Origin of the sequence: Vasconcelosia minhoensis LEGE 07310 (assembly GCF_015207255.1) — a bacterium.
Taxonomy (GTDB): Bacteria; Cyanobacteriota; Cyanobacteriia; order Phormidesmidales; family Phormidesmidaceae; genus Vasconcelosia; species Vasconcelosia minhoensis.
In genome coordinates, this window is the sequence record NZ_JADEXG010000042.1 from 1 (window position 1) to 25861 (window position 25861).

At 57.9% G+C, this 25861-nt stretch carries 26 protein-coding genes and 1 pseudogene; 18 read left to right on the forward strand and 9 right to left on the reverse strand.

Annotated features, from left to right (window positions below; translation table 11 throughout):
• Window positions 1-25 precede the first annotated feature (25 nt).
• On the reverse strand, window positions 26-538 hold the full coding sequence (locus IQ241_RS16395; protein ID WP_193909124.1) for a gamma-glutamylcyclotransferase family protein: 513 nt from the start codon (window positions 536-538) through the stop codon (window positions 26-28).
• 102 nt (window positions 539-640) lie between these two features.
• On the opposite strand from IQ241_RS16395, the gene IQ241_RS16400 reads away from it, so the two are divergent.
• The 3 genes from IQ241_RS16400 to IQ241_RS16410 all read left to right on the forward strand — a co-directional run bounded on the left by IQ241_RS16400 (window position 641) and on the right by IQ241_RS16410 (window position 1753).
• The gene (locus IQ241_RS16400) at window positions 641-802 is read left to right on the forward strand and encodes a hypothetical protein (protein ID WP_193909126.1); all 162 of its coding nucleotides are present in this window, start codon (window positions 641-643) and stop codon (window positions 800-802) included.
• Window positions 803-937: 135 nt separating this feature from the next.
• Window positions 938-1309 (forward strand): Hpt domain-containing protein, encoded by a 372-nt coding sequence (locus IQ241_RS16405; protein ID WP_193909128.1) that lies wholly within the window; start codon window positions 938-940, stop codon window positions 1307-1309.
• Between the two features lie 105 nt (window positions 1310-1414).
• Window positions 1415-1753 (forward strand): P-II family nitrogen regulator, encoded by a 339-nt coding sequence (locus tag IQ241_RS16410; protein WP_193909130.1) that lies wholly within the window; start codon window positions 1415-1417, stop codon window positions 1751-1753.
• A gap of 18 nt (window positions 1754-1771) precedes the next feature.
• Here IQ241_RS16410 and IQ241_RS16415 read toward each other — a convergent pair whose 3' ends face one another.
• Window positions 1772-2443, reverse strand: a complete 672-nt coding sequence (locus IQ241_RS16415) for a diacylglycerol/polyprenol kinase family protein (protein ID WP_193909132.1) — start codon at window positions 2441-2443, stop codon at window positions 1772-1774.
• 132 nt (window positions 2444-2575) lie between these two features.
• Here IQ241_RS16415 and pyrH point away from each other — a divergent pair, with 132 nt between their 5' ends.
• Window positions 2576-3304, forward strand: a complete 729-nt coding sequence (gene pyrH / locus IQ241_RS16420) for a UMP kinase (RefSeq protein WP_193909134.1) — start codon at window positions 2576-2578, stop codon at window positions 3302-3304.
• 22 nt (window positions 3305-3326) lie between these two features.
• Complete coding sequence (gene frr, locus IQ241_RS16425) at window positions 3327-3848, forward strand: ribosome recycling factor (RefSeq protein ID WP_228021788.1); 522 nt, start codon at window positions 3327-3329, stop codon at window positions 3846-3848.
• 23 nt (window positions 3849-3871) lie between these two features.
• Here the strand turns inward: frr and IQ241_RS16430 are convergent, their stop codons facing one another.
• A complete protein-coding gene (locus IQ241_RS16430) occupies window positions 3872-4153 on the reverse strand; it encodes a hypothetical protein (RefSeq protein WP_193909224.1) in 282 nt (93 codons plus the stop codon).
• A 115-nt stretch (window positions 4154-4268) separates the two neighbouring features.
• On the opposite strand from IQ241_RS16430, the pseudogene IQ241_RS16435 reads away from it, so the two are divergent.
• The 5 genes and pseudogenes from IQ241_RS16435 to IQ241_RS16455 all read left to right on the forward strand — a co-directional run.
• Window positions 4269-4943 (forward strand): annotated as a pseudogene (locus IQ241_RS16435) (vWA domain-containing protein); the annotation flags it as partial.
• 30 nt (window positions 4944-4973) lie between these two features.
• Entirely contained in the window at window positions 4974-5699 is a 726-nt protein-coding gene (locus IQ241_RS16440; RefSeq protein WP_193909138.1) for a hypothetical protein, read from the forward strand.
• Window positions 5700-5701: 2 nt separating this feature from the next.
• Entirely contained in the window at window positions 5702-6241 is a 540-nt protein-coding gene (locus IQ241_RS16445) for a hypothetical protein (protein WP_193909140.1), read from the forward strand.
• A gap of 73 nt (window positions 6242-6314) precedes the next feature.
• The gene (locus tag IQ241_RS16450; RefSeq protein WP_193909142.1) at window positions 6315-7415 is read left to right on the forward strand and encodes a substrate-binding domain-containing protein; all 1101 of its coding nucleotides are present in this window, start codon (window positions 6315-6317) and stop codon (window positions 7413-7415) included.
• 182 nt (window positions 7416-7597) lie between these two features.
• A complete protein-coding gene (locus IQ241_RS16455) occupies window positions 7598-8740 on the forward strand; it encodes a geranylgeranyl reductase family protein (protein ID WP_193909144.1) in 1143 nt (380 codons plus the stop codon).
• Between the two features lie 39 nt (window positions 8741-8779).
• On the opposite strand, the gene IQ241_RS16460 is transcribed toward IQ241_RS16455, so the two are convergent.
• From IQ241_RS16460 to IQ241_RS16475, 4 genes are all read right to left on the reverse strand, one after another.
• Entirely contained in the window at window positions 8780-11023 is a 2244-nt protein-coding gene (locus IQ241_RS16460) for a caspase family protein (protein ID WP_193909146.1), read from the reverse strand.
• Between the two features lie 67 nt (window positions 11024-11090).
• On the reverse strand, window positions 11091-12290 hold the full coding sequence (gene sat / locus IQ241_RS16465; protein ID WP_322743682.1) for a sulfate adenylyltransferase: 1200 nt from the start codon (window positions 12288-12290) through the stop codon (window positions 11091-11093).
• Window positions 12291-12329: 39 nt separating this feature from the next.
• Window positions 12330-13481: a tRNA 2-thiouridine(34) synthase MnmA gene (mnmA, locus tag IQ241_RS16470; RefSeq protein WP_193909148.1), complete on the reverse strand. Its 1152-nt coding sequence runs from the start codon at window positions 13479-13481 to the stop codon at window positions 12330-12332.
• A 169-nt stretch (window positions 13482-13650) separates the two neighbouring features.
• Window positions 13651-16056 (reverse strand): endonuclease MutS2, encoded by a 2406-nt coding sequence (locus tag IQ241_RS16475; RefSeq protein WP_193909150.1) that lies wholly within the window; start codon window positions 16054-16056, stop codon window positions 13651-13653.
• A gap of 133 nt (window positions 16057-16189) precedes the next feature.
• On the opposite strand from IQ241_RS16475, the gene IQ241_RS16480 reads away from it, so the two are divergent.
• Both IQ241_RS16480 and IQ241_RS16485 read left to right on the forward strand, forming a co-directional pair.
• Window positions 16190-17368 carry a DUF790 family protein gene (locus tag IQ241_RS16480; protein ID WP_265579905.1) on the forward strand — a complete coding sequence of 393 codons (1179 nt, stop codon included), beginning with the start codon at window positions 16190-16192 and terminating at the stop codon, window positions 17366-17368.
• Between the two features lie 188 nt (window positions 17369-17556).
• Complete coding sequence (locus IQ241_RS16485; RefSeq protein ID WP_193909152.1) at window positions 17557-17925, forward strand: response regulator; 369 nt, start codon at window positions 17557-17559, stop codon at window positions 17923-17925.
• A 9-nt stretch (window positions 17926-17934) separates the two neighbouring features.
• Here the strand turns inward: IQ241_RS16485 and IQ241_RS16490 are convergent, their stop codons facing one another.
• Window positions 17935-19197 (reverse strand): lipid-A-disaccharide synthase-related protein, encoded by a 1263-nt coding sequence (locus tag IQ241_RS16490; protein WP_193909154.1) that lies wholly within the window; start codon window positions 19195-19197, stop codon window positions 17935-17937.
• Between the two features lie 34 nt (window positions 19198-19231).
• On the opposite strand from IQ241_RS16490, the gene IQ241_RS16495 reads away from it, so the two are divergent.
• From IQ241_RS16495 to IQ241_RS16520, 6 genes are all read left to right on the forward strand, one after another.
• Entirely contained in the window at window positions 19232-19615 is a 384-nt protein-coding gene (locus tag IQ241_RS16495; protein WP_193909156.1) for an acyl-CoA dehydrogenase family protein, read from the forward strand.
• 111 nt (window positions 19616-19726) lie between these two features.
• Complete coding sequence (locus IQ241_RS16500; RefSeq protein WP_193909158.1) at window positions 19727-19936, forward strand: hypothetical protein; 210 nt, start codon at window positions 19727-19729, stop codon at window positions 19934-19936.
• Between the two features lie 234 nt (window positions 19937-20170).
• Window positions 20171-21244, forward strand: coding sequence for an amino acid ABC transporter substrate-binding protein (locus tag IQ241_RS16505; protein ID WP_193909160.1), 1074 nt, complete (start codon window positions 20171-20173; stop codon window positions 21242-21244).
• 202 nt (window positions 21245-21446) lie between these two features.
• Entirely contained in the window at window positions 21447-22877 is a 1431-nt protein-coding gene (locus IQ241_RS16510; protein WP_193909162.1) for an amino acid ABC transporter permease, read from the forward strand.
• Between the two features lie 6 nt (window positions 22878-22883).
• Complete coding sequence (locus tag IQ241_RS16515; protein WP_228021786.1) at window positions 22884-24290, forward strand: amino acid ABC transporter permease; 1407 nt, start codon at window positions 22884-22886, stop codon at window positions 24288-24290.
• A 112-nt stretch (window positions 24291-24402) separates the two neighbouring features.
• A complete protein-coding gene (locus tag IQ241_RS16520) occupies window positions 24403-25188 on the forward strand; it encodes an amino acid ABC transporter ATP-binding protein (RefSeq protein WP_193909164.1) in 786 nt (261 codons plus the stop codon).
• Between the two features lie 23 nt (window positions 25189-25211).
• Here IQ241_RS16520 and IQ241_RS16525 read toward each other — a convergent pair whose 3' ends face one another.
• The gene (locus IQ241_RS16525) at window positions 25212-25727 is read right to left on the reverse strand and encodes a DUF937 domain-containing protein (protein WP_193909166.1); all 516 of its coding nucleotides are present in this window, start codon (window positions 25725-25727) and stop codon (window positions 25212-25214) included.
• Between the last annotated feature and the right edge of the window lie 134 nt (window positions 25728-25861).

Sequence of the window (25861 nt, forward strand, 5' to 3'; positions counted from 1 at the left end):
GGGGGTGATCGAGTGGGGGAGCGGGCTAGCGGTTGCTTGGGGACTGCTGCTGCTGGAGGTTGAGCATGTGGTAGAACAGCTGCCAATAGTAGGGTTCGGGTAGGCCGCAGGTTTGGGCACCGCGCAGTACCACCTGAGAATAACCATCGCTGGGAGGAAGTTCGGTGCTTAGCTTGTCGGCAACGACGTAGGTGCGGGTCTTTTCGTAGACGCGATCGCCACATTCAACCGTGACGATTTCTCGCAGATAACCTTCTTCTCGCTGGTCGAGCTGCGGGCTGAGCCGGTTGGGCAGCCGGTAGAGGACCCCCTGCACTGACGCGGTCGGATCGCGCACGAGATCCAGCGCGCCGCATTCCCGCCGCCGCGACTGGCGGTAGAACCCCAACCGATAGCCTTCCAGGGTGGCCGGTCCAACGACGTAGTCATGGGTACTCTCGCCCAGGGAGCGCTTCAGATCCACCGGGCACATGCAGGAACCGTAGGCAAAGTAGTAAAAATGGTCGGGCTCAGGTGAGGGTGTCCGCGGTGCTGACATGGGTCAGAATAAAAAAATCTGCTAAACAGGTGCCCTATTCTACCCGTTATCGAAGTTAGCACCCGTATGCTGTGTAACCGACTTTCAGCGGAGTTTTGACCGATGAGCTATCTTATCTTAGTCGCTGTTCTCTTCCTAGGGCTGGGGCTTTCCAACTTTTTTGACGCGCTGCCCGACCTCATTTTAGGCTGGCTCCAGCCGCCGCGATGGGTTTGGTGGGGGATGCTAGCCGCGATATTGGCCTGGCTTACCGGTGATGGGTAACGCTAAAATAGCTGCCAGCTGACATCAACGGGGTAAGGCTGACTCAGCATGTCGTTTGGGTTAAGTATAGGCTTCCAAAAAGGCAAAATGCTATTCTATCGGTACCGTTAGCCGGGCTGTATTGACGAAAATTCTATGCTGAATGCGACGAAGGCGATTCAACCTGACTTTGACTGGGAACGGCTGCATCAGCTTGCCGATGGCGATACGGCTTTTGAGGTAGAGCTGCTCCAGATTTTTTTAGACGATATGGACCAGGGTCTAGCGCAGCTAGTAAACGCGATCGCGCACCAGGAGACTCACACCGTTGAGCAGGTCGCCCATTCAATTCGAGGCGCAGCGGCTAACCTTGGCGCGGTTTCCTTAGCTCAGACGGCGGCTCAGCTCGAACAGCTCGGCCAGCCAAATCAGCTCGCCTTAGCCGAGGGCCTGTTAGGCCAGCTCCGAAGCCAGGGGCAGGTCGCGAGGCATCATCTTGAGCGGATGAAGGAGATGTCTGCTGACTGAGGAGGGGATGTGTCTACCTAAACCGCTAGATCATGAAAACGGTAAACAGTGATACGGTTTTGTGATACATCTGGAGCTGCTGCTGGACAAAAAAGGAGTACAGGTTTGAAAAGGATAGAGGCAATCATCCGCCCCGAAAAGCTCCAGGAGGTAAAAACAGCCCTGGTCAATATCGGCGTCACTGGAATCACGCTAGAAGACGTTCGTGGGTTTGGTCGGCAAAAGGGACAGACCGGAACCTACCGCGGCATTTCCTACACGGTCGAATTCTTATCTAAGAGCCGAATGGTGTTAGTCGTCTCGGATGAGCGGGTAGAGCCGATCCTAGCGGCGATTACCCAGACGGCAGCAACAGGTACTATCGGCGATGGCAAAATCTTTATCACCCCGGTCGAGCAGGCGATTCGGATTCGGACGGGGGAGACGGGCGATGTGGCCCTATAGTCGGGTCGCGCAGCTCCCCTACAGCAGCTGATTCAGCCAGAAGGCCAGGGCGGCGGTGCCGAGCGGCACGGTGAGGTTATCGATGCCGAGTTTAGAAATCGCTTCTAGCAGGGTGGCCGCGATCGCAACTGCCACCGCCACGCCCCAGGTCTGCCAGCTTGCGCCTTGGGTATTGAACAACACCGCAGCGCCGACGGCAAAGCTGACCGCAGCCATCGTCAGGCTGCCTTCCCAGCTCTTTTTTTCGCCCCAGATTTGATAGAGATGCTGACCGTAGCGCTGCCCGACTAAGGCGGCCAGGCCGTCACCCCAGGTCATAATCAAAATGCCCAGCGCTGCATACTGCGGCTGCCCCAGCGGCCAGAACCAGGCCATCAGCAGGCCCATACTGGCCGCGTAGAAAAACGTTCCCAGGCTCTTACGGCCGACGCTATTGACGCCGGGAAGGATTGGCAGCCGGTAGGACAGCAGCGCTATCCCACTGAATAGCACCGAAGCCACAATCCCAATCGCCGCCGGGATCGCTAGCCACCAGGCGATTAAAATCACGTGACCCGCGCCGATATGGACAATTTTGCGGGTCAGTTCCGTATCGGTACCGAGCCGCCGGGCCACCTCTGAAGCGATCCCCACTAGCCCTAGCCAAGCTAAGACCGCTGCACAGCTGAGGAATAGCAACGATGGGGTCATAGGAGCGCTACTTTCAGATTGCTAATGCAGACCGGGCCGACCTCTGCCATAATGCTGCTGGACATTTCTCTATTATGACTGGGTGGGAAACCCAGATACACTGATACTTAAATTACTCAATATGGATATTGCATGGGTAACACCTATAAGCGGGTACTGTTAAAGCTGAGTGGGGAAGCGCTCATGGGCGACCTGGCCTACGGTATTGATCCGGCTATGGTAGACGGCATTGCCCAGGAAATATCAGACGTGATGCAGCAGGGCATTGAGATGGCGATTGTTGTCGGTGGGGGCAACTTGTTTCGCGGCATCCGTGGCGCAGCGGCAGGCATGGATCGGGCGACTGCCGACTATATTGGCATGCTGGCTACAATTATGAACGCGATGACGCTTCAGGAAGCGCTGGAGCGGATTGGGGTACCGACCCGGATGCAGACCGCCATTTCAATGCAGGAAATTGCCGAGCCCTACATTCGCCGCCGGGCGATTCGCCATTTGGAAAAAAACCGGGTGGTCATTTTCGGTGGCGGTTCGGGCAATCCCTTTTTTACCACCGACACGACCGCTGCCCTCAGAGCCGCTGAAATCAATGCTGAGGTCTTGTTTAAGGCAACTAAGGTAGACGGCGTCTACGACAGCGACCCGGTCACGAATCCCAATGCAAAGCTCTATCGCAGCCTCACCTATAGTCATGTTCTAGCGGAAGACCTTAAAGTGATGGATGGAACCGCGATCGCGCTGTGCAAAGATAATAATATTCCGATTATGGTCTTTAATCTATCCGTCAGCGGAAACATTCGCCGCGCCGTGATGGGAGAATCGATAGGTACGATTGTGGGAGAATCCTGTGAAATTAGATGATATCAGCGAAGTCGAAGCGGCGATGCAGAAGGCCGTTGAGGCCACTGTTCGCTCTTTCAACACCATCCGCACGGGTCGCGCCAGCGCATCGCTGCTCGATCGGATTACGGTGGAATATTACGGCACCCCCACGCCGCTCAAGTCGCTCGCCAACGTCAGCACGCCCGACGCCAGCACCCTGATGATTCAGCCCTACGACCCCAGCAGCCTGGCCAACATTGAAAAGGCCATTTCCCTCTCCGATGTGGGTCTCACCCCAAATAACGACGGCTCTGTTATCCGGCTAAACATTCCGCCGCTGACCAACGAGCGCCGCCAGGAGTTTGTCAAGCTTGCGGCCAAGTACGCCGAAGAAGGTCGCGTCTCGGTGCGCAACGTGCGCCGTGACGGCATTGACTTTGTCCGTAAGCAGGAAAAGGACGGCGATATTTCCGAAGACGAATCTCGGGATCTGCAAGACCAGATTCAAAAGCTGACCGATAAGTACACCGACAAAGTGGACAAGGCGCTGGCCGAGAAAGAGAAGGATATTACGACTGTCTAACGTTTATAAAGCGGGTACGATTGTTAGCTCTTACGCCTCTGCTCTGGCGTTTCTGCTGTACCTACGCCATCGGCTGCCGTCTCAGCAGTCTCTAAAATCTGAAGAATATCCCCTTTTAGGCAATAGAAAGGAAATGCACTAAGCCGTTGCTTGAGTAGGTGGGCGTGCCTTTCGCGCCTCTCGAGATACTTTTGCCGATGGCCAACGCTTTCCGATTGCGCTACTGCGTCTTCAAAGACCTGCTGAATCTCTGCAAAATCTTCGGGCTCTATTCGAAACAGGCACCAAACGGCTTCTACACTCATATCTTCTTCTATGTACATACTGCCCCTACCCGCTCCAACTCGGGGCTACAGACTCTAGTCGCGCAGTTTGCCTCAGTCTCAGGAAAGCGCCCCGAAACGCTGAGCCTACAGGATGTTGGGACCAAAGTTTAGCCCCGAGTTTGGGGTAGACCCCAACGCCAGCTATGACTCCTACCGGCCACCGCAGCCCGAGGTGGTGGAGGCGATGCTGGGCGCCTGGGAGGACGTGGTCAAGAAACCTTCCCTGGTGGTGATCGTGGTGGATTCTTCGGGATCGATGGAGGGCAACAAGCTGCCTGCGGTGCAGAGCACGCTGCAAAACTACATCAGCACGCTGGGGCCAAAGGATCAGATCGCGCTAATCGATTTTGACGAGCAGATTCGCCCCCCGGTACAGGTAGACGGGACACCAGCGGGCCAGGAGCGGGGAATTCAGTTTATCAATTCGCTCCGGGCCGAAGGCGGCACCCGGCTCTATGACTCGGCCCTCTATGCCCGTGACTGGCTGCGGCAGAATCGGCGGCCAGACACCATCAATGCGGTGCTGGTATTGACGGATGGGGACGATTCGGGCTCGCAAATCAGCCTTGACCGGCTCGGGCAAGAGCTTCAGCAGAGCGGTTTTTCTACCGATGAGCGGATTGCCTTTTTCACGGTGGGCTACGGTCGAGAAGGAGAATTTAACCCATCGGTACTGGAACAGATCGCCCAGCTTAACGGCGGCTACTATGCCAAGGGTGACCCGGCGACGATCGCGCGGCTGATGGCAGATTTGCAGTTAGAGTTCTAGGTGGGCAATGCCCGCATTCTTCCTGAGCTTATGAAGATAGCGAATCCCCTTCAGTATCCCCTGGCCGTACTCGCAGGCGGCATTGTCCTATTTGCGGGCGTGCGGCTGGTACGGCTGCCCAGCCTGGTGATGGTGCCCGCAGCGGCTGTCGTTACGGTAGGAGTCGCCAGCGTGCTCAAAACCCGCCAGCCGGGAAAATTTGAGCTGGACAATCCCCAGCTGGAGCGCGAGCTGCGGCGCACTCAGCAGCAGGCTGAAGGTCTTTCCCAGCAGGCGGCAGCGCTTCAAAGCGAGGCCCAGAAGCTGCTCACCGAGGTACATGAGCTAGAGCTGTTGGGCGTGGTGCAGTATGCCTGCGATCGCAGCCGCCAGCTGCCCGCCAAAATTGACCAGCTGGCCCGTCGCCTCTCGGGTCGAGATTCGCTGCTGTCGGTGGAAGACCTGCAAAAGCAGCTGATCGAAGCCCAGCAAAAGCAGCGCCATAGCACCGGCGTCGCCCAGGAGCAGTGGGGTAAGCTCGTCGCCAGCCTGCAGCGCAACATCCAGCTCGCCAAGCAGGGAGAAGACGCCCGCGCCGCCCAAGTGATCAGCCTGTCCACGCTGATTTTGGATGCGGCGGGAGTGCTCCAGCAGCTACAAAACCGGCTGCGCACCGCCGACCTCACCACGACGACTGCGGCCGAAGAGGTGCGCAGCCTCAGCGATGAATTCAATAATATGCAGGAAAACATGGATGTCCTAATTGCCGAGAGCTAGCCATGAGCCCTTCAGAATCGCGCTTTCACCTGCCCATTATCGCCATTGCCTGCGTCGCCCTGTTCCTGGGCTACGTGCTGTTTACCACTGGTTACAAATCTCTGACCTGCGAGCGGCTCATCCCCGGCAGCGTCCAGTGCGAATCGACCGATAGCTACCTGTTTGGTCTGGTTACCCGGGGGCGCCAATCCTTTGACCTTAAAGATGTGCAGGTGGAGTCGGAACTGCGCGATCGCACCCCCCGGGGCGGCGTTCGCTTCAGCCACACGATTACCCTCTGGGGTGAAGGCCGCAGCTTTTCCAGCGACCCCTTCCGCAGCCCCCTGTCCCGCGCCGCCATCCGCGAACAGCTCCAATCCTTCATCGAAGGGAAGGGACCGCTCATCCTAAATTTTCAGCACTCTCCCCAGGTCTTCGCCCTGATCCGCAGCGGCCTGCTCGCCATCCTCCTCGGCATCGTCGCCTGGAGCTTCTGGGACATCCGCTGGCCACCTAACCCACCTCCGGTTTCTAAACTGCCGGACGATGATGGATTGATCTAAATTGACCGTCTGCGTGGGTAGGGGCAGGTTTCAAACCTGCCCCTACCCATCACCCATCACCCTATCTACCCCCATGTCCCTCCCCAAAACCGCCACCTCCCTCGCCATCATCACCGCCGCCCTCGGTCTCACCTACGCTCCGCTGCCCGGCAGCCAGCAGAGCATCACCGTCGTCAGCGGCTCAGAACTCCAGGAGCCCCTAGCCCTGCTAGAAGAGCGCTTTGAGCAGGCCTATCCCGACATTGCCTTACAGATTGAAATTCAGGGCTCCCAGGACATTGTTAACAACTTTATTGACGGGCGAAATGACTTTCAGCCGACGGTGCTGATCCCGGCCAACGGCCAGCTTTTAGATGAGCTCCAGAACCGCTGGGATACCCAGCACAGCGATGCGCCCTTTTACGCTGACCCGCAGCCGATTGCCAGGACGATGCTGGTTGCGATCGCGTGGCCAGAGCGGGGGCAAGCCCTGTTTCCCAACGGCCAGTTTGAATGGAGCCGTCTGGAGGAAGCCGTGACCAAAGGCAGCTGGGCCGACTTGGGCGGCAAAGCCGAATGGGGCAGCTTTGATTTTGTCACCACCGACCCGACCCGGTCGAACAGCGGTCAGCTGGCGCTGGGGCTCTGGGCACAGTCGGAGCTGGCTGGACAGCCGCTGAGTCCGTCAGCGCTTAACAGTCCCGCTGTTGAATCTCTGTTCAGCACCGTCAAAAAATCGGTCTATCAGCCGCCCCGCTCCACTGACATTTTGCTACAGGAATTTATCACTCGCGGCCCGAACGATGCTGACATTGCCATCGTCTACGAAAGCATCGCTCTGCACCGCTGGGAGCAGGCAACGACCACCCAGGGCACACCCTACCGGATCTATTACCTCGATCCCACCGTTGAGACCGTCTCTACCGCTGCGGTCGTCCAGCACAATATCTCAAAGGCCGAAGCCCGAGCCGGACAAGCCTTCGTCGATTTTCTAATTGAACCCGAGCAACAGGCCGTGTTTGTCCAATTTGGCTTCCGTCCGACTGGTCCCGATACTGACCTCGCCGCTGTTACCGACAGCCCTTGGAACCAAGATATTCCTGGCGCTGAAGCAAGTCCGTCCGGCCAGGTCGCCGAACCGCCCAATCGTCAGTTACTCACCGAGGTGATCCGACTCTGGCAGCGAGCCAATTAAGCCGGGGCAGGATATAAAGCCAAGAGCGGCAGACAACGTGAAGGTTTGATGAAAGCTTTAGGACAGGCTTTCCCTTATCCGGTGCGGAGTTTTAGATGATTAATTGCTAAAGTGTTCATGACTTAGCGATTCGCTCTGAACTGCTTAAGGTGATTTAGAATCAATCCTCAAATTAATTGTTTATGTTCGACTGTATTATTGTGGGCGCTGGCCCGGCCGGCAGTAGTGCTGCCTATCATCTGGCCAAGGCAGGGCGCTCGGTACTGCTGCTAGAAAAGGCCGATCTGCCGCGCTACAAGCCCTGCAGCGGAGCAGTTTCACCCAGCATTGCCGACTGGTTTGACTTTGATTTTACGCCCGCCATCGATCGCAAAATGCGCCGCATCCGCTACACCTGGAAGCTGGGTGACCCGGTCGAGGCCAAACTCAAGACGGCTGAGCCGATCTGGATGGTGCAGCGCGACGTGTTTGACCAGTTTCTAGTCGAGCAGGCTCAGCAGCAGGGGGCTACGCTCAAAGCCGGGACACCTGTGAACAGTATTGGTTTCCAAGGGGATGCTTGGCAGGTCAATACTGCCACGGATAGCTACCAGGCCCGCTACCTGATTGCTGCCGATGGGGCAACCGGACCGATGTCGGAATGGCTCGGATTTAAGCCCGGCAAGCTGCGGACAGCCAGCCTGCTAGAAGCGAAGACGGAGCAGCCGCTCAGCGAAGCAGACTGCGCCATCAATTTTGAGTTTGGGCTGGTTAAAAATGGCTGTCTATGGAACTTTCCCAAGCAGCAGGGCTACTCCATTGGCGTATGCAGCTTTCTTGGCGGCGACCTAAAGTCCAAAGACGTTCAGTCGCATTTGGATAAATATGCCGCCGACTTCAACGTCAGCCTGTCCCAAGGTACCGTTTATAACGCCGCGCTAAAGCTCTGGGACGGCAATCGCCCGCTCCATACCCAGCAGGCTGTGGTCGCGGGTGAAGCAGCAGCCGTAGTTGACCCGCTCACCGCCGAGGGGATTCGACCGTCGATGTTCAGCGGCATGAAAGCGGCCCAGGCGGTAGATCAGGCCCTGGCAGGCGACGCCGAAGCGCTGGCGGGCTACACCCAAATCATGCAGGAGAGCTGGGGGGCGGATATGCAGTGGGCTCAGCGAATAGCGGGCGTGTTCTACCGAGTACCCAAAATGGGCTATCGGGTGGGGATCAAGAAACCTACGGCGACCGAGCGGCTAGGGCAGCTTTTGGCCGGTGAGATTCACTATGCCGACATCGCAAACAAAGTGATTAAACGGCTCAGCAGCAGCCTGATCCCAGGCATGGGCGGCTAGGGTTCTAGTGATAAATCACCGGTTCTAAACAACCCGGGCTTAAACTGCCTGATAGGTAAAGCTGAGCGTGGCCCAGGTGCGGACGTCCAGAGCGTACGCATCGGTTACCGACGCAGCATCCCCAGCAGCCTGGTGAATATCGGCCAGGATCGCCTGCACCACGTCTAGGGGATTGCTGAGCGGGCTGATCCGCTGGCTGCTGCTGCTAGCGGCTGTCTTTAACAGCGCCTTGAGACTCTGCTGCAGTGGTACCGTACTGCAAATAACATAGGTTTCCACCGGCCCCCGGGGAGCCTCTACGCCCCAGTCAATATTGAGCTGGGGGACCAGCATGGATTCACCAGGCGGGATGCCAGCATCGCTCAGGGCATCTGGCAGGCCCGTGTCAGGGTTCTCAATCGGGCGACTGCTGGGGGGCGGACAGAAGGCCGAGAGTCTTTCCTGGGGATCGAGCGTGATTAACGCATAGTAAAGCGGCACCTCTCCAAAGTTGAACAGCCGATAGCGAACCCGGCTGCCAACGGGGATATCAACGGTCGTTTCATCGCCCTTCATCAGGCTAGCCAACCGGCTCTTGGGCAGCGGCTGGGGCGATCTCGTGGTTTCGCGCCGCAGCAGCAGCTTCTCTTGGGGCGAAATCATTTCCAGATTGACTCGCACGGCCAGCCGCGAGGAAGACTGATTCTGGGTGAGGCGCAGCATTTTGATCGCCAGCAGCGCTTGCAGCTTAGGCGTCAGCCGGTTGACGGCGGACTTGATCGCCTCATCCTGCGAGGCAAGCGTGCCCGGGATCAGCGATCGCGTCGGTGAAAATAGCCCATAGCCCTGCTTGCCTTCCGCAGCCGGGGGTGAGGACTGCTGAGCTGTGCGGGTACTCTTTCGAGAGCTGGCGGAGGATTGAGCAGAGGGTTTGGCCGGGGTGAGGCTAGCGGTCAGCGTCGATTCAGCCGGAGGAGCTAGCTTACCTAGTAGGCAGTCGGCAGGCAGCTCCGTCGCTGAGGTAGAGCTGACAAACGAAAGTGCAGCTAAGGCGCTGGTAGCATCGACGCGCTCAATCCGCTCGAGCTGGTTGTCTAGAGCCACAACCAAGTCAATATCTCGCGGCAGGACTCGGACCGCTTCATAGACCCGCTGACCAGGCGAGGGGGTGACTGAGGCCCCTTCGAGCAGCTGTGCCCGGCCAACCAAGCCACTGCGCGATCGCAGCTTCAGCCGCACCTCGACAGACGGTTCCCCCTCCGTCGCTGCGGTCACCAGCGACATGACCGACTGGGGGCCATAGTATTTCAGGACAGGCGCAGGCAGACCGCCCAGCCACAGCTTGACCTCGCGACCGTCACCGTTGACCTGGGTGACAACGCCATCGGCTTGGGAGGCCGGGACAAACTCGGCCTGATAAATCGGCAGGTCAGGGCCGCGATCGCGGCTACCGCTAATGTCGGGCACCTGATCGCCGCCGCCCCAACGATTGAGGGTTTCGCTTGCCCGCTCTACGGTCCAGCGCACCGTTACCGGCGGTACGGCCGACCAGAGATACTGGCTGAGCACATAGGTAAAAGCACCGGCGTCGAAACCATCCCACTGCCGCTCAATCACCGTCGCCTGAGGGACGGCTGCCCGTAGTAGAATGCCTGGGAAACGAGATGGTACATCCGGGACAGCGACGCCTGGGGGGAGCGATAGCGCTGGCGCTGGCTCCCCCGTAGGCATAGTTGGCCGCGCCCGCACTCGCAGACTCCCGACTAAAGAAACCTCAGCATCGACGAAGCCAGCATCGAGTACAGTGGTCACCTGCTGGGTGTTGAGCAGCTTTAACAGCTGCTTCAGCGTTGCTTCAGAAATATCGTTTAGATGAGGCTGAGCTTCAGTCGGTAGGCGGCCATCGACCGGCACCAGGCTGCGGCTAAGCTTTTGCTGATTGGCCAGTCGCACCTGGCTGCCGTAGCCGCTGAAGTGGAATATGACGACATCTCCAGGCTGCGCCTGCTGGCACAGATGTTCGACAAAAGCTTCACAGATCGCCTGCCGCGTTGCTTGAGCATCGGTGAGGGTAACGATATCGGCTGGCTGAAAGCCAAACCGATGGATCAGCAGCTCTTGCTGTAGCCTAACGTCGGTGACGCAGCCTCTGAGCGGGGCGGCCCGGCCCATATCAATGACCGTGTCGGGATACTGATTGATGCCCACCAGCAGCGCTAGCTTACGCCGCGTCGGCTGAGCCAGCGCCTGCTGGTATCGGTCGGGCCAGCCGCCCCACTGACTCAGACCGAGGGCGGCAAGCACGGTACTGGACTTTAAAAAATCTCGTCGGGTTAAGGCCACTGGATCTCGGGTTGCTGTCGGTTGGATGCTATTGAGCCGCCTGCATGGCCCGGGCTAGCTCAGCCGCCACCTCAGGGCGGGAAAATTCCGGTGGCGGCAGCTCACCCCGCCGCAGCATAGCTCGGACCTTAGTGCCAGAAAGATGCAGCCGCTCTTCAGGGCTGCTGGGGCTGGTTTTGGTCGTCGCCATCGTACCGGTGCGCGTGCAGTAAAAGGCATGCTCAAACTTCATCGGCGCGATCCCTAGCTCGCCCGGCTCAAACTCGTCAAAGATGTGCTGGGCGTCGTAGGTACCGTAGTAGTCCCCTACTCCAGCGTGGTCACGGCCGACAATGAAATGGGTGCAGCCGTAGTTCTTGCGGATCAGGGCGTGGAAGATAGCCTCGCGGGGACCCGCGTAGCGCATAGCCGAAGGATTGATCGCCAGGATCACGCGATCGCGCGGAAAGTAATGTTCCATCATGATCTCATAGCAGCGCATCCGGACGTCGGCGGGAATGTCATCACTTTTAGTCGCGCCCACGAGCGGATGCAGAAATAGACCATCGACGGTTTCTAGCGCACATTTCTGGATATATTCGTGAGCCCGGTGGATCGGATTGCGGGTTTGGAATCCCACAACTGTCTTCCACCCGCGCTCGCGAAACATCGCCCGCGAATCCTTCGGATCGACCTGATAGCTGGGAAACAGCGGATGGGGGTCGCGCTCTAGCAGCCATATCGGTCCCGCCAGATTAATCTCACCTTGCTCATAGACCACCCTGACGCCGGGGTGCTTGTCTTCGCTAGTGCGATAGACGTTAACGGCCTCTTTGACCTTGTCATAGGTATATTTCTCAGTTAGCTCTAGCACCCCGATGAAGCGACCGGAATCGTCGTCTAGCCGCACCAGCGAACCCAGCTCTAGCGGCTCGGCGATCGCGGCCGTCACCGACAGCGTCACCGGCACGGCCCAGGGCAGACCGCTCGCCAGGCGCATATCAGTCACTACCGGCTCGTAGTCGGCCTGCGACATAAAGCCTGAAATTGGGCTGAAGCCGCCGATGGCAATCATCACCAGGTCTGAAGCCGCGCGCGCGTCAAGGCTGACCCGGGGTAGGTGGTCGGCCTTATCGAGAAAATCCTGCTTCTGTTCAGGACTGGCAATGCGATTGATTAACGTCCCGCCGTGGGCCTGAATACTATCCTGAGCTGCGTTCAAAATACCGTCCTCACTGATGTCTAACACTGCATCCTATCGGCAAAAGCCTAGATGACGTCGTCTAATTTAAGGTTCTGGGGCTTTAGGATTCTGGGGCACCGTTTGGGGCGCTGGGACCAAACTCGCCTCAGCTAGCCCAGCCGCTGCCGTCTGAAAAGGCTCAATCAGTCCGCCCCCTAGCAGCCGATCGGTCTCGTCGTACCAAACCGCAGCCTGTCCGGGCGTCAACCCAAACTGGGGCTCGTCGAAGATCAGCCTAGCGCTAGGCGCTAGCGCATCGGCGACAGACAGGGGAATGACGGTAGCCGCGATCGCGGCAGAGCGATAGCGAATCTGTACCTGCACTCGAACTGGGCTTTGAGGCGGCGCGATGGATACCCAATTCACCCGCTGGACTCCGCATTCCGACTGCTGCCCGCTGGTCCGCTCGCCAACCACGACCCGATTTCGAGCCGCGTCTAGGGCTACTACATAGAGCGGCTGCGGGGCGGCGATTCCCAACCCTTTGCGCTGCCCGATAGTGTAGTGGTGAATCCCCCTATGCTGTCCCAAAACGACCCCAGACGTATCTACAATATCACCCGGCTTAGGCGCGAGATAGCGGTCTAAAAATTTCTGCATTGAACCGTGCTGCTCTACCAGGCAAAGATCCTGACTCTCAGGTTTCTCAGCCGTATGCAGCCCGAGCTCAGCCGCCACCCGGCGGGTTTCGGCTTTGGTTTGCTCCCCCAGCGGAAAGCGGCTGGCGGCTAGCTGCTCCTGCGTCAGGTCGTAGAGAAAATAGGACTGATCTTTCTGCCGGTCTACGGCGCGCCGTAGCTCGTAGCGACCCGTATCAGCGCGGGTGATGCGAGCATAGTGACCAGTGGCAATCTGATCGGTGTCGAGGTGAGTCCGGGCATAGTCGAGCATCGGACCGAACTTAACCGTCCGATTACACTGGGAGCAGGGCAGCGGCGTCACCCCCTGGCTATAGCCAGCGACTAGATAGTCCACGATGTTTTGCTCAAACAGCTCGCGGCTATCGACAACTTCGTAGCGCAGCCCCAGATCGGCGCAGAGCTGGGCCGCATCAACCATCCCTTCAGAGCAGCACTGTCCCTTGCCCTTCATCAGCCAGAGCGTCAGGCCAATCACGTCATGGCCCTGGTTGTGCAGCACCGCTGCTGCGACAGAACTGTCTACGCCGCCTGACAGGCCGACGACTATCTTACTCATGAGTCTCAATAGGTTCGCTGCATCGCACCGCAGTGCATTCACTCTAGGCTAGCACCCGCGACCGATTCTTTAGGTCGGTTAGGCACTGTTTTAAGACGTTACTGCCTAATCTTTGCAGCAAAATCTCTGGTTTTGCGCTAAGAAAGGATTAAACCGCAGGGCTTCAGGGCTAAATGTAGGCAACAGTGACCCCAGATCCGCCGTCGCTGGCCGCCGCGGCCTCGAACCGCTGCACCAGGGGATGGCGTTCCAGAAAATCCTGCACGCCGCGCCGTAGCTTACCGGTGCCGTGGCCGTGGATAATCCAGATCGGGCCGCTGGCCCGGCCGATAAAATCTTCCAGCGCACCTTCGGCTTCGACCACCCGCTGACCGCGCAGGTCCAAGGTATTTTGAGCGGTGCGGATAGCTGGAGCAGCTGGGACGGAGACGGGCGGTGGGGCAGGCTCAGGTTTGGGTGGCGGCTCAGCCTTTTGACCGCTGAGCGATTCGACATCGGCCAAGTCTACGGTCATTTTCATCAGGCCAAAGCGTACGCTCAGCCGACCATCCTCGTCAGGCGGGCTCAGGACTTCTGCAATCTGGCTGCCCAAGCTCAGCAATCGTACCCGTTCACCGGGTTCAGGTCGGTAGCTGCGGCGACCGGTTTTAGCTGGATGGGTGCCGGTGGGTAGGTGTTTCTGGGCCAGCTGATTGACTGATTCAGTGGCATTCTGGGCGGCCTGGGCCGTAGTCTTGCCCTGTTGAAGCTGGCGGATCACCTGGGCAATTTCAGCCTTGGCTTCGGCGATCGCGGCCTGCACCGTCTGCTGCTGCTGTTGCTTCAGGCTCTGCTCGCGATCTCGCAGCAGCTGAGCCCGCTGCTCCACTTCGGTATAGAATTCTTCGGCCTGGGCCACCAGCTGCTCCGCTTCTTCAGCCCGGGCTTCCTGCCGCCGCCGCTGGGCTTCTAACCCGGCAATCACCTGATTGACGTCTTCGGTCCTACCAGCCCCCAGCTGCGCTTTGGCCTGGTCCAGGATCTGTGGATTTAGCCCCAGCCGCCGGGCAATCGCCAGCGCGTTAGAGCGACCCGGAATGCCCCAGAGCAGGCGATAGGTGGGCGATAGGCTGACATCATCAAATTCTACCGACGCATTCTCGAATCGATCATCCTGGTATTTGAGCGCCTTCAGCTCGCCAAAGTGGGTAGTCGCAACGGTGAGGCGGCTGTGGTCGGCTAGGTGCTGAAGCAGCGCGATCGCCAGCGCACTGCCCTCGGAGGGATCGGTCCCCGCGCCGACTTCATCTAGCAGCACCAGGGTATTGGCCGGCCCCTTTGTTGGCTCTATGGCCAGGCCTTCAAGCTGCTCAATTGCGTCCAGGATGCGCTCAATCCGCCGGATATGGCCCGAGAAGGTAGACAGGCTTTGCTCAATCGACTGCTCATCCCCAATGTCGGCCAGCACCTGCGCGAACCAGGGTAGCTCCACCGGCTCGCGAGCTGGAATGAATAGGCCGACCTTGGCCATCAGTACGGCCAGCCCCAGGGTCTTTAGGGTGACGGTTTTACCGCCGGTGTTGGGACCTGTAATTGCGACTACGCGCAGGTCGGGGCGAATCTTCAGGTCGATCGGCACAACGGCCTCGCCCTGCTCGTGGCGCTGCTGCCAAACTAGCAGCGGGTGGCGCAGCTGGCGCAGGGTAGTAGACTCATCGGTGTGAATAAATCGCGGCGGGTTGGCCTCTAGCCAGGCTGAGTAGCGTGCCCGGGCGGTAGCCAGGTCCAGGGTGGTCACAATCACCAGCAGCTGCTCTAGGTCAGGCTGCACCTCGGCCACCTGGGCGCTGAGCTGACGACGGATGGCCTCGGCTTCGACCTCTTCCTGCCGCTGCTGCTGGCGCAGCTGATTGCCCAGATCAACAACGCTGCGCGGTTCCACGTAGAGGGTAGCGCCACTGGTCGAGGTATCGTGAACGATGCCGGGAATCGCATCTTTCTGCGGTGCTTTCACTGGGATCACGAAACGATCCCCCCGCTGAGTAATCAGCGATTCCTGCACCGCATTGGCCTGGCGCTGGAGAATCCGCTGGAGCCGTTCCTGAATCCGCTGGCGCAGGGTTCTCGTTTGCTGACGAATGCTGGCGAGCTGAGGGCTGGCCCGGTCGGCGACCTGGCCGCGTTCGTCAATGCAGCGGTTGATTTCCTGCTCTAGCTCGGGATAGGTCCTCAGGTTGGCAACCAGGGCTTGGAGGACAGGCAGATCTTCTTGTTCGTCGATGGACCGACGGAGCTGACGGGCCCCCGCTAGGGTGGTCGCGATCGCGGCTAACTCTGCACCCGGCAGCACGCCGTAATGCCCGGCCTGCTCCAGGGCAGCGCCAATATCGCGGACGCCGCCAAACTTCAGCCCACCTGACTGCTCCAGCCGATAGGTCTCTTGGGTTTGAGCCAACAGCGCCTCGCTCTCCGCTTGGGTTTCCGGCAGTCGGATCTGCCGGGCGGCTGCCATCCCCAACTTAGTTGCCGCAAAGCTAGCCAGGTGCTGACACAGACGGGGCCATTCTAAAAGCTCAAGGGTTTCGGATTGAATCAAAGTCGCGATCGCGGGGCTGTATCTCTTAATTATATTATTCTGCCAGTAGGGACGTGACCATCCCGCTGCTCCTTACGGTTAACCCCCTACGCTCCCCTCCGACCTACTGATCCAACGCTACAGCGGCGACTCGCTGATCCCTAAACGGCTGGTACTGAATGAGGCCAATCGGGCGATCGCGGCAGCGCTGATTTCCCTATTCCAAACTTCGGTTGGGGACACCCAGGGCAGTCTCGATCGGCAGCTTCAGGCGCTGGAGGGAGAAGGGACCGACTACCGGCTGAAACGAGGTCTGGCCCACCTGCTGCGGAACAGCTTTAGCACGTTTGAGGTAGTCAGCCCCCTAGAACCCCAGGCGCTGCGATCGCGCCTGTTTGACCTGGCCGCCCTAAGGGCTCCCAGCCCCAAAGCCGCAGCGGTTCACGTGACCCAGATAGCAGCCCAGCTCAGCCAGGAGCTGGAAACCGTCGTAGAGCCCAGCCATATTCGTCAAGGTCTCTATGCCGATCTAAAAGAAAACCGCCTGCTAACGGCGTTTGAGGCCCCAGAGCCCGACGCCCTGCTGCATCGCTATAACCTTTCCCAGGTGCAGGGGCTGTTTTACAAAGCCAGCCATGTCGTGCTGAACGTTCATCGCAACGACCCGGGCGAATACAAGCTGATGTTTCGCTACCTCAAGCTATTTCGCCTGATGACCTACATCGAAGGTGAGGCCGACCAGGGATTTACCGTGACGATCGACGGCCCAGCTAGCCTGTTTAAGCCCAGCACTCGGTATGGCATTGACATTGCCAAGCTGATCCCAGCAATTCTGCACGTCACCCGCTGGAATTTGACCGCCACCCTCCAATGGCGCGACAGCTATACCCAGCAGACCCGGCCCAAGACCTTTACCCTCACTGATTGCTGCGGTTTGGTCAGCCACTATCCGCCTGGCAAACCCTACGACAGCATGATCGAAGCGGCCTTTGTGGAACGCTGGAGTAAGCTCAAGACCGACTGGCGGCTAGAGCGAGAAGTCGATCTAATTCCAATTCCGGGCAGTGTCATGATTCCCGACTTTCGCCTGGTGCATCCAGACGGGCGCACCTACCTGCTGGAGATTGTCGGCTATTGGCGGCCCGAATACCTGCGCAAGAAGTTTTCCCAGGTACGCCAGTCTAACTGCGACAACCTAATCCTGGCGATTTCAGAACGACTCAATCTAGAAAAAGCTGGGGTAAAGCTGGCCAACACACCGGCTCGGATCGTCTGGTTTAAGCATCAGCTCCAGCCCAAAGCCATCCTGAACCAGCTCGAAGCCACTGACTGAAGCCGCTGACTGAGGCCGCTGTCTAAGAAAACCTATTTCGAGCCATGAGCGCTAACCAATATTACTTATAATAGCTATGTCGATTTTTCCTGCCGTTTAGGCACAATATAAAAAGAGTCTTTTACGAACCCGGAGCGATCCTGACGCAGCGGCTTCTGGATCCTACTGCGAGTGCGATCAAATCCCTTATGAGCACAGTCTTAGTTGTCGATGACAGCTCAACCTTTCGCGAAATGATCTCAGACTTGCTGAGTCAGGTTGGCATCGCTGTCCTAATTGCCAAAGATGGCGCTGAAGCCAAGGACAAAATTTCGGCCAGTCCGCCGGACCTGGTCGTGGTGGATATTGTCATGCCCAACATGAACGGCTATGAGCTCTGCCGCTGGGTCAAAGGCAACGCCCCCACCAAAGACGTGCCAGTGGTCATTTGCTCGTCTAAAAATGAGGAATTCGACCTCTATTGGGCGATGAAGCAGGGGGCCGATGCCTATGTGCCCAAGCCTTTCCAGCCGGAAGACATGATTCAGGCCGTGCAGAAGCTGCTGGCTGGCGGCTAGATTGAGCGGCTAAACCAGTTTTGAAAACTGCTCGGCCAGCTGCTGGGCAATTCGCTGGCTACCCCCAGCAGTCCCCATCCGCTGCCTTCCGCTTTCATCCGCCAGCCGCAGCCGGTCGGGGTCATCTAAGAGCGCTCTAAGCTCGGCTCCAACTTTGCTGGGATGCTCCACCAGGGTGACAGCTGGCCCCAGCATCCGGGCCTGAACTTGGGCAAATCGGTGGGTAAACTGCGGACCGAGACCGGGCAGCGTCAGCGCCGGCTTGCCTAACCCTACAAATTGCTCCGTCGCCGTACCGGCCATCGCGATCGCGGCTACCGCCTGCTCGAGACAGGTCGCGTAGGCATCGGGAATCAGCGCCAGGGTGACGTTGCGATCGCGAAATATCGCATAGGGCTCCGTCGCCAGCGGCTGCCAGCCCGATAGCGGGTTTTGAAATTTCGTTAAGGCTAGACTTGGCGCGATCGCGGCCAGCAGCGTCAGCGGTCGCCGATGGAATGCCTGCACCAGCCCCGGCACCGTCGCCAAAATTTGTTCCCAGTTTTGATAGGCTTCCGGCGCGCGGGAACCGGGCAGTAGCAGCAAGGTCAGCGGTTCAGTGCCGATTGGCCGATCAGCAAAGGGATTGTCCCACTCGGGTATCAGCGGTTCAGCAGCGGTCGGGCCTAGCCCGTCCATCATCGGATTGCCCACATAGATAGCTGGAATCGACCGCTGCTGTAGCCAATCCGCCGTCAGCGCATCGCGGACAAAAACGGCCTGGCAAAGGGGACGGCGCATCAGCCAGCGCTCCCAAGGCAGATAGACCGACCCCGACCAGCCCGAAAATCGTGACCAGACACCTTCTGCAGGTAGCTTACCGGCCCCATCGCGCAGCCAGTATTCCGACTTGGCCGTCCCTACAAAGGCGTAGGGCAGACCGCTCAGCCAGGCCAGCAGCAGCGGCACTACGTCACCGACGGCAATCACCGCACCGCCAGTCTTGGCCCAGTTGCGCAGCGCAACAAACTGCTGCCACGCCAGGACGATCAGTCCACCGCGCAGGTCGCGCAGCAGCTGTCGGCCGTCCTGATAGAGGAAGCCACCGGAGGGCAGGGCCTGGGCCGGGCCGATGAGTTCAATCTCGGCTTGCTGATAGGCCGTCCCTTCACCGGATAGCGGTAGAGCGGAAATCGACAGCGGCTCGTTTTGCTTAGCCCAGGGCAGCTGTTTTAGAATGCGCACCGCGATCGCGTCTTCACCATGGCCGTTGCTGAGAAAGAGCAAATTCATCTAAGTTAAGGCTACTCTCTCCGACAGTTTACCTATGGTACGGCAGCGTTCTGACACCTGTGCGCCTGGCCCGTCAATTGCAGCCCAGTTTCCAGCTTTAGCGAATTACCTGGAGTACCAGGTCGGCCCTCAGGCAAACGCCCTGGATGCCGATACCCATCTGCTAGCTGAAGCCTTTCATGGTCTGGGTCAGCTGGGACTGCTGGCGGTAAAAGCCCCCTTGGACTTGGGCGGTTTTGACTGTGACAGCCTGGACTATAGCCGCTTTCAAGCCCTGATTGGCCGCTACTCTGGAGCGCTGGCATTCCTGCAAACTCAGCATCAGAGCGCTGCGGGTTTCTTACGGTCGGGAACGAACGCAGCGCTGCCATGGAGTCAACTATCAATCCAAGCATCGCTTCAACCCAAGCATCAATAAATAAGAAAGGCAATAAGATACGTAAATCTCGTCCTCCTGTAGCAAACACCTGCGCTAAGTTGAATCTAAAGAAAATCTAAAGCAATTCTGAAGGAAATCTGAGGTTGTCCTATGAATGCAAGTCTGATGCGCAAGCTCTGGTCAGTGATTGAAGCTTCTCAGAACCAGATCATACTCGGGTTAGACGATAGCCGCCTGTGTCAGTGGCTGCTCGATCAGCTAGCTGGAGACCCGCTATTTGACCGGAATCAATCCGCCGCCGTCAGCCGCTACATTCACGCTAAGCTGCCGCTGATTCGCGATTTTGCTCAATTTTCATAGCTGTTCTTAGCAAAGCTACAGGGACATTTTTCAGCGCCTACGCCTGCTGCGACCGTCGCAAAACCGAAATATTATTCTAATCTGGTCTAAGAAAGACCTCAAAATGTTACGGTTGAACGAAATTAAACCTCAGTGCATCAGAAAGTGAAAACTCCTAGCGGTTTGAGCAAGCTCAGGCTGATTTTAGGAGACGTTGAGCTGAATAGTTTTACGAGAAAGCGCGTAAGGTGTGATATGAAAAGATGGAGTTTTTTGGCCCTGGCGGCTGCGATCGCAGCCCTCCCTTTGGCCAGCTGCGGTGCCCCCGGCAGTGGTGACACAGCCGAAGGCGGCGGTGAAGAAGTAGCCGGCGGTGCTGGCCGCTTGCAGACGGTGCTCGACCGGGGTGAGCTGGTCTGCGGCGTAGACGGCGGCATTCCAGGCTTTAGCTTTGTAGACGACAGCGGGGCATACTCCGGGCTCGACGTCGATACCTGTAGAGCTGTGGCTGCCGCTTTGTTTGACGACCCAGATGCATTAGAGTTCCGCCGCTTAGACTCGACCGAACGCTTTGAAGCCCTCAAGGGGGGCGAGGTCGATATGCTAGCCCGCAACACCACCTGGACCATTAGCCGCGATACGTCAGTCGGGATGGAATTTGCGCCGACGACCTTTTACGACGGTCAGGGGATGATGGTGAAAGAGGGCAGCGGCATTACTTCTCTGGAAGACTTTGAAGGAAAGTCGGCCTGCGTCGAGACCGGCACCACCACCGAGCTCAACCTGACCGATCAGATGCGGCAGCGGGGAGTCAACTTTGAGCCTGTGGTATTCCAGGATGCGGACGCGGCCTATGCCGCCTATGACGAAGGCCGCTGCGACGGGATGACCTCTGATAAATCGCAGCTGATTGCTCGCCGCACCACGCTGACCAACCCAGACGAGAATGTTCTGCTGGATGTCACCATGTCCAAAGAACCGCTAGGCCCGGTCACCACCAACAACGACTCTGCCTGGTTTGACACCGTTAAATGGGTTACCTTCGCGCTCTTTCAAGCCGAAGAACTTGGTCTCACCTCTGAAAATATCGAGCAAGAAGCAGAATCGACCGAAGACCCGAATATTCTCCGGTTTGTCGGCGCTGAGGGAACGCTGGGTTCTGACATGGGGTTACCCAATGACTTTGCGGAGCGGGCGATCAGGCATGTCGGCAACTACGGCGAAATCTACGAGCGCAACCTCGGCCCAGAAACCGAGTTCGACCTGCCCAGAGGTCAAAACACGCTTTGGACTGAGGGCGGCTTACAGTATTCCCCGCCGTTCCGTTAGTCAGGGGTCAGGCTGACTGATCCAGGTTCTGAATAAGGGGGGTTGGGATAGCCCGATCTCCCTTTTGGCACTGCCCGATTTGTTGAGTCATGGTGAAATAGTGAGCCTGGTAGGGCTCCGACTGGCTGAGGCTGTAGCCAATCGCACGATATTATCCAATCCTTTCGATTAAAGTAAGCCTCAATCTTTTTACGGAGACTTCATGACCCGTACGTCCAGTAAACGCATCACCGGCTGGCGGGCGCTGCTGCGGGATGCCCGTTTTTGGCAAATCGCCTTTCAGGTCATTGTCGTGATTGGGGTGGTGATCGCCTTTAGCTATTTGGCGAGCAACCTCCAGCGCAACATGGCCCGCAGCGGCATTGACTTTGGCTTTAGCTTTCTGCAAAACCCCGCCGGCTTTGCGATTGGCGAAACCATGCTCAGCTATCGGGCTCAAGATGCCTATAGCAAAGCGATTCAGGCGGGCATCGTGAACTCGCTACGAGTCATGATTGTCGGCATTGTATTGGCAACCGTCGTGGGCGTCACCGCCGGGGTCGCTAGCTTTTCCGATAACTGGCTGCTCTACAAAATCAGCCGAATCTATGTCGGGTTGGTGCGCAATATTCCCCTGCTGCTTCAGCTTTTATTTTGGTATCTGGCGGTTTTCTTTGGCCTGCCGCAGCCGGCCAATCAGATTGTGCTGCCGACGCAGGGCCTGAGCTGGGTGACGTTGAGCAATCGCGGCGTCTATCTGCCGAGTCCTGCCTTTACTGCTGAGACCTGGACCGGCGCCATTTTACTGATCCTGGCCCTGTTAGTGGGGGGGCTGATGCTCCGCTCATTCAACGCGCTGCGCAGCGGCAGCCTGCCGCCGGACCTGGGCGGCTGGGCAGCCAGGATTGGCCATGTGGCAGTCATTCTACTGATCTTGGTAATTGAGTATTTTCTCTTATTTAGCAACTCAGCCGAGGATCAGCTTTTTTTTAAAGGGGCGGTGCTGGCGCTGTTCTCCAGCGCCCGGGGTATCTGGATTGTCGTTCTGATGCTGTCTGCTATCCCGATTGCGCTGCTGTTCAAATGGCGAAATTACGCTTTGGTGGAACAGGGCGAGACGGGGCGAAAGCAAACCATCGGGCTGGTTATCTTGGCCGTAGTCGATCTGGCCATATTACTCTTTGCGCTGGGCTGGAAGACGCCCGAGGTATTGGAGAGCGGCGGCGTGACCGGCGGGCTGCGGCTGACGCTGGAGTATTCGGCGCTGGTTACAGGGCTGGTGTTTTATACCGGTGCCTTTATTGCTGAGATTGTCCGAGCTGGGATCCAGTCGGTTTCAAAGGGTCAATGGGAGGCCGCTCGGGCGCTGGGATTAAACTCTGGCAAAGCGATGCGGCTAGTCGTCTTTCCGCAGGCGCTACGGGTGATTATCCCGCCGTTGAATAGCGAATTTATGAACCTGGCTAAGAACTCTAGCCTGGCTCTGGCGGTGGGCTACCCCGACCTGTACTCCGTCGCTACGACCACCTTCAACCAAACCGGACGACCGATTGAGGTGTTTGTAGTAATGATGGGTACCTTCCTAGTCATCAACCTGCTGATTTCGCTGAATATGAACCAGCTTAATAACTTAGTCCAGTTCAAGGAGCGCTAGACCGCCATGACGACGATTAGCTCTCGCCCAGCTGACACTAAACCCCCACAAAATCAGACCAGCCCGCTCACCTGGGTGCGAAAAAATCTGTTCAACAACATTTTTAACAGCATCCTCACGATTGTGCTGGTAATTATCATTGGGCTAGCGCTGCGGGGTTTGGTGCTGTGGATTTTTCAGGGGGCAGAATGGGCCGTCGTGACCAATAACGTCAGCCTGTTTATGACCGGGCTTTACCCTAGAGATCTATACTGGCGAGCCTGGCTGATGCTGGGTATCGTCGTGGCCCTGGCCGGGTTTACCTGGGGCGTCGTGGGTCGGAATCTGGGCTCTCTGTTTAGCCGCAATGTCCTGATGGGGCTGGCTCTGGCGGCGCTGCTAATTATGCTACTGCCGATTACTCGCCCCAATGCGCCCCGGCTGATTGCCTACGAAGCCCTGACGGTGGCCATGGCCTGGCTGGGACAGCAGGCCGGTCGCAAGTTTTCAGGCTTGGGGATGAAGCTTTCGATCGGCTGGTTTGCCTCTTACTTTGTGCTGCTGTATCTGCTAGCGGGCGGCGATGTGCGGGCCAGCGTGCTCTATTTTGTGGGGATGATCGCGGTGAGCGCGATCGCGGGCTGGCAGCTGGCTGCACGGGTTAGCCTGCTGCCAAAGCTGGGCCTGTTCGAAAAAATTCTGCTGTTCTTAGTTGGGTTTATCGCCACCTACCTGGTGCTCTGGTACGGTTCCTGGCTGCTTGGGGTAGAAGTCGGCTTAGACAGGGCTTCAACCAGTAAATGGGGCGGCTTAATGCTAACGCTGCTGCTAGCCATTACGGGCATTGCCCTGTGCTTTCCAGTAGGATTGCTGATGGCGCTGGGGCGACGCAGCCAGCTGCCCATTGTCAGAGGCCTATCGATTGCCTACATCGAGCTGATTCGCGGCGTGCCGCTCATTTCGATTTTGTTTATGGGCCAGGTGATGATTCCGCTGTTTTTGCCTGAAGGGACCCGACCCGACCGGATTGTCCGGGCGATCGTCGGCCTGACGATTTTTAGCTCTGCCTATCTGGCTGAAAACGTGCGGGCGGGCCTCCAGTCCATTCCTCGCGGACAGACCGAGGCGGCCCAGTCGCTGGGGCTAAATACGCCGCTGACCATGAGCCTAATCGTCCTGCCGCAGGCGCTAAAGGTAGCCATCCCAGCCATCGTCGGGCAGTTTATCAGCCTGTTTCAGGACACGACGCTGCTGGGAATTGTTGGGCTGGTGGAGCTTTTGGGTATTACTCAGTCAATTCTGGCAAACCCCTCTTACTTAGGCGACTATGCCGAAGGATACGCCTTTATTGCGGCGATTTACTGGGTCTTTTGCTATGCCATGACCTACGGCAGTCGTCGCCTCGAAACCAGCCTCAACAATGAGCTGCGCTAGCGGCGGCATTAAGGACTGTGTAAAGGGTCACAGTCCCTGACGATTTCAATGTCAGAATAAAGGGAAACCTTTGGTTAGCACAGGAGATGCGTTTTCACCCGTGGAGAATCCGATGACACAGTCTGAAACCGAAGCTCAAGAGACGCTGACCAACGCCCAAGGCGTCGAGGCCGTGATTGTCTCGCAGGATGTCGAAAAGTGGTACGACAATGGCTTTCACGTTTTGAAGGGCGTTTCCCTCAATATCTATAAAGGAGAAGTGGTCGTCATTATGGGACCGTCGGGTTCGGGTAAGTCAACCTTCATCCGCACCTTCAACGCCCTGGAGCCCTACCAAAAGGGCAAAATTGAGATTGACGGCATCGAGATTGCCCACGACCTAAAAAATATTGAAGCCATCCGCCGCGAGGTGGGAATGGTATTCCAGCAGTTCAACCTGTTTCCGCATCTGACGGTATTGCAAAACGTCACCCTAGCCCCGATTTGGGTACGCCGCTGGAAAAAGTCTAAGGCCGAAGAAATTGCCATGCGGCTGCTGGATCGGGTCGGCATTCGGGAACAGGCCTACAAGTATCCGGGGCAGCTCTCGGGGGGGCAACAGCAGCGGGTCGCGATCGCGCGTTCCCTGGCCATGCAGCCCAAGGTGATGCTATTTGACGAACCGACCTCTGCCCTCGACCCGGAAATGGTGCGCGAGGTGCTAGACGTGATGCGCAACCTGGCCAAAGACGGCATGACCATGGTCTGCGTCACCCACGAAGTCGGCTTCGCCCGCGAGGTCGCCGACCGGGTGGTACTGATGGATGAGGGCATGCTGGTGGAAGAAAACACCCCCGAAGCCTTCTTCAATAATCCGAAGGAAGAGCGCAGCCAAAAGTTCCTATCGCAGATTCTCTAGTCCTGCCTGCAGGGTCAGCAACATTAGCGAAATCTTCCAGCCATACTGAGCATGTCTCCCATATCCACGTCGCCATCGTTGTCGGCGTCGAGGAAGGTGCTGAGAATATTATTGCTATTGCCAGCCGTCACACCGGTGCGGTTAGAGCCTGAGCTGAGCAACTTCATCACCAGCGGCACCAGTACCGGCAGCATCGACTGCACCTGGCTCATACTCAGTCCGGTGCGCTGGGAAACGGCTTCGGTCATCTGCTGCTGCCGACCGGCGCTAAACAGCTGCTGAATCGCGGCGGTCCCATTGTCCGAGCTGCGGTTGACGATCGCCTGCGCCGCGGCGTCGCCCTCGGCCTGGCGCTTTTCCCGCAGGGATGAGCGAACAAAGCTGCCTACCACAGACATGGCCTGTTGCATCGTTGAGGGATCAGCGTTATTTTGCTGGCCAATCTGCTGCGCCGCAGACATAATCTGGCTAATCTGGCCGTTGCTGGCCTGACGGTTAGGATCTTGAATCGCGCTGGCAACCTGGTCGAAAAGTCCCATCGGTTTGTTGGTTCTCCCGTTAACGTTTGTCCCTGTCAGCATACGCCCCTCGGTTGGATTGCTCACCTATCTTTCGTTGGATTAATTAGAATCGGCTAAGCTGCAAGGGATTGGATCGAGCAGTCCCCGATGCG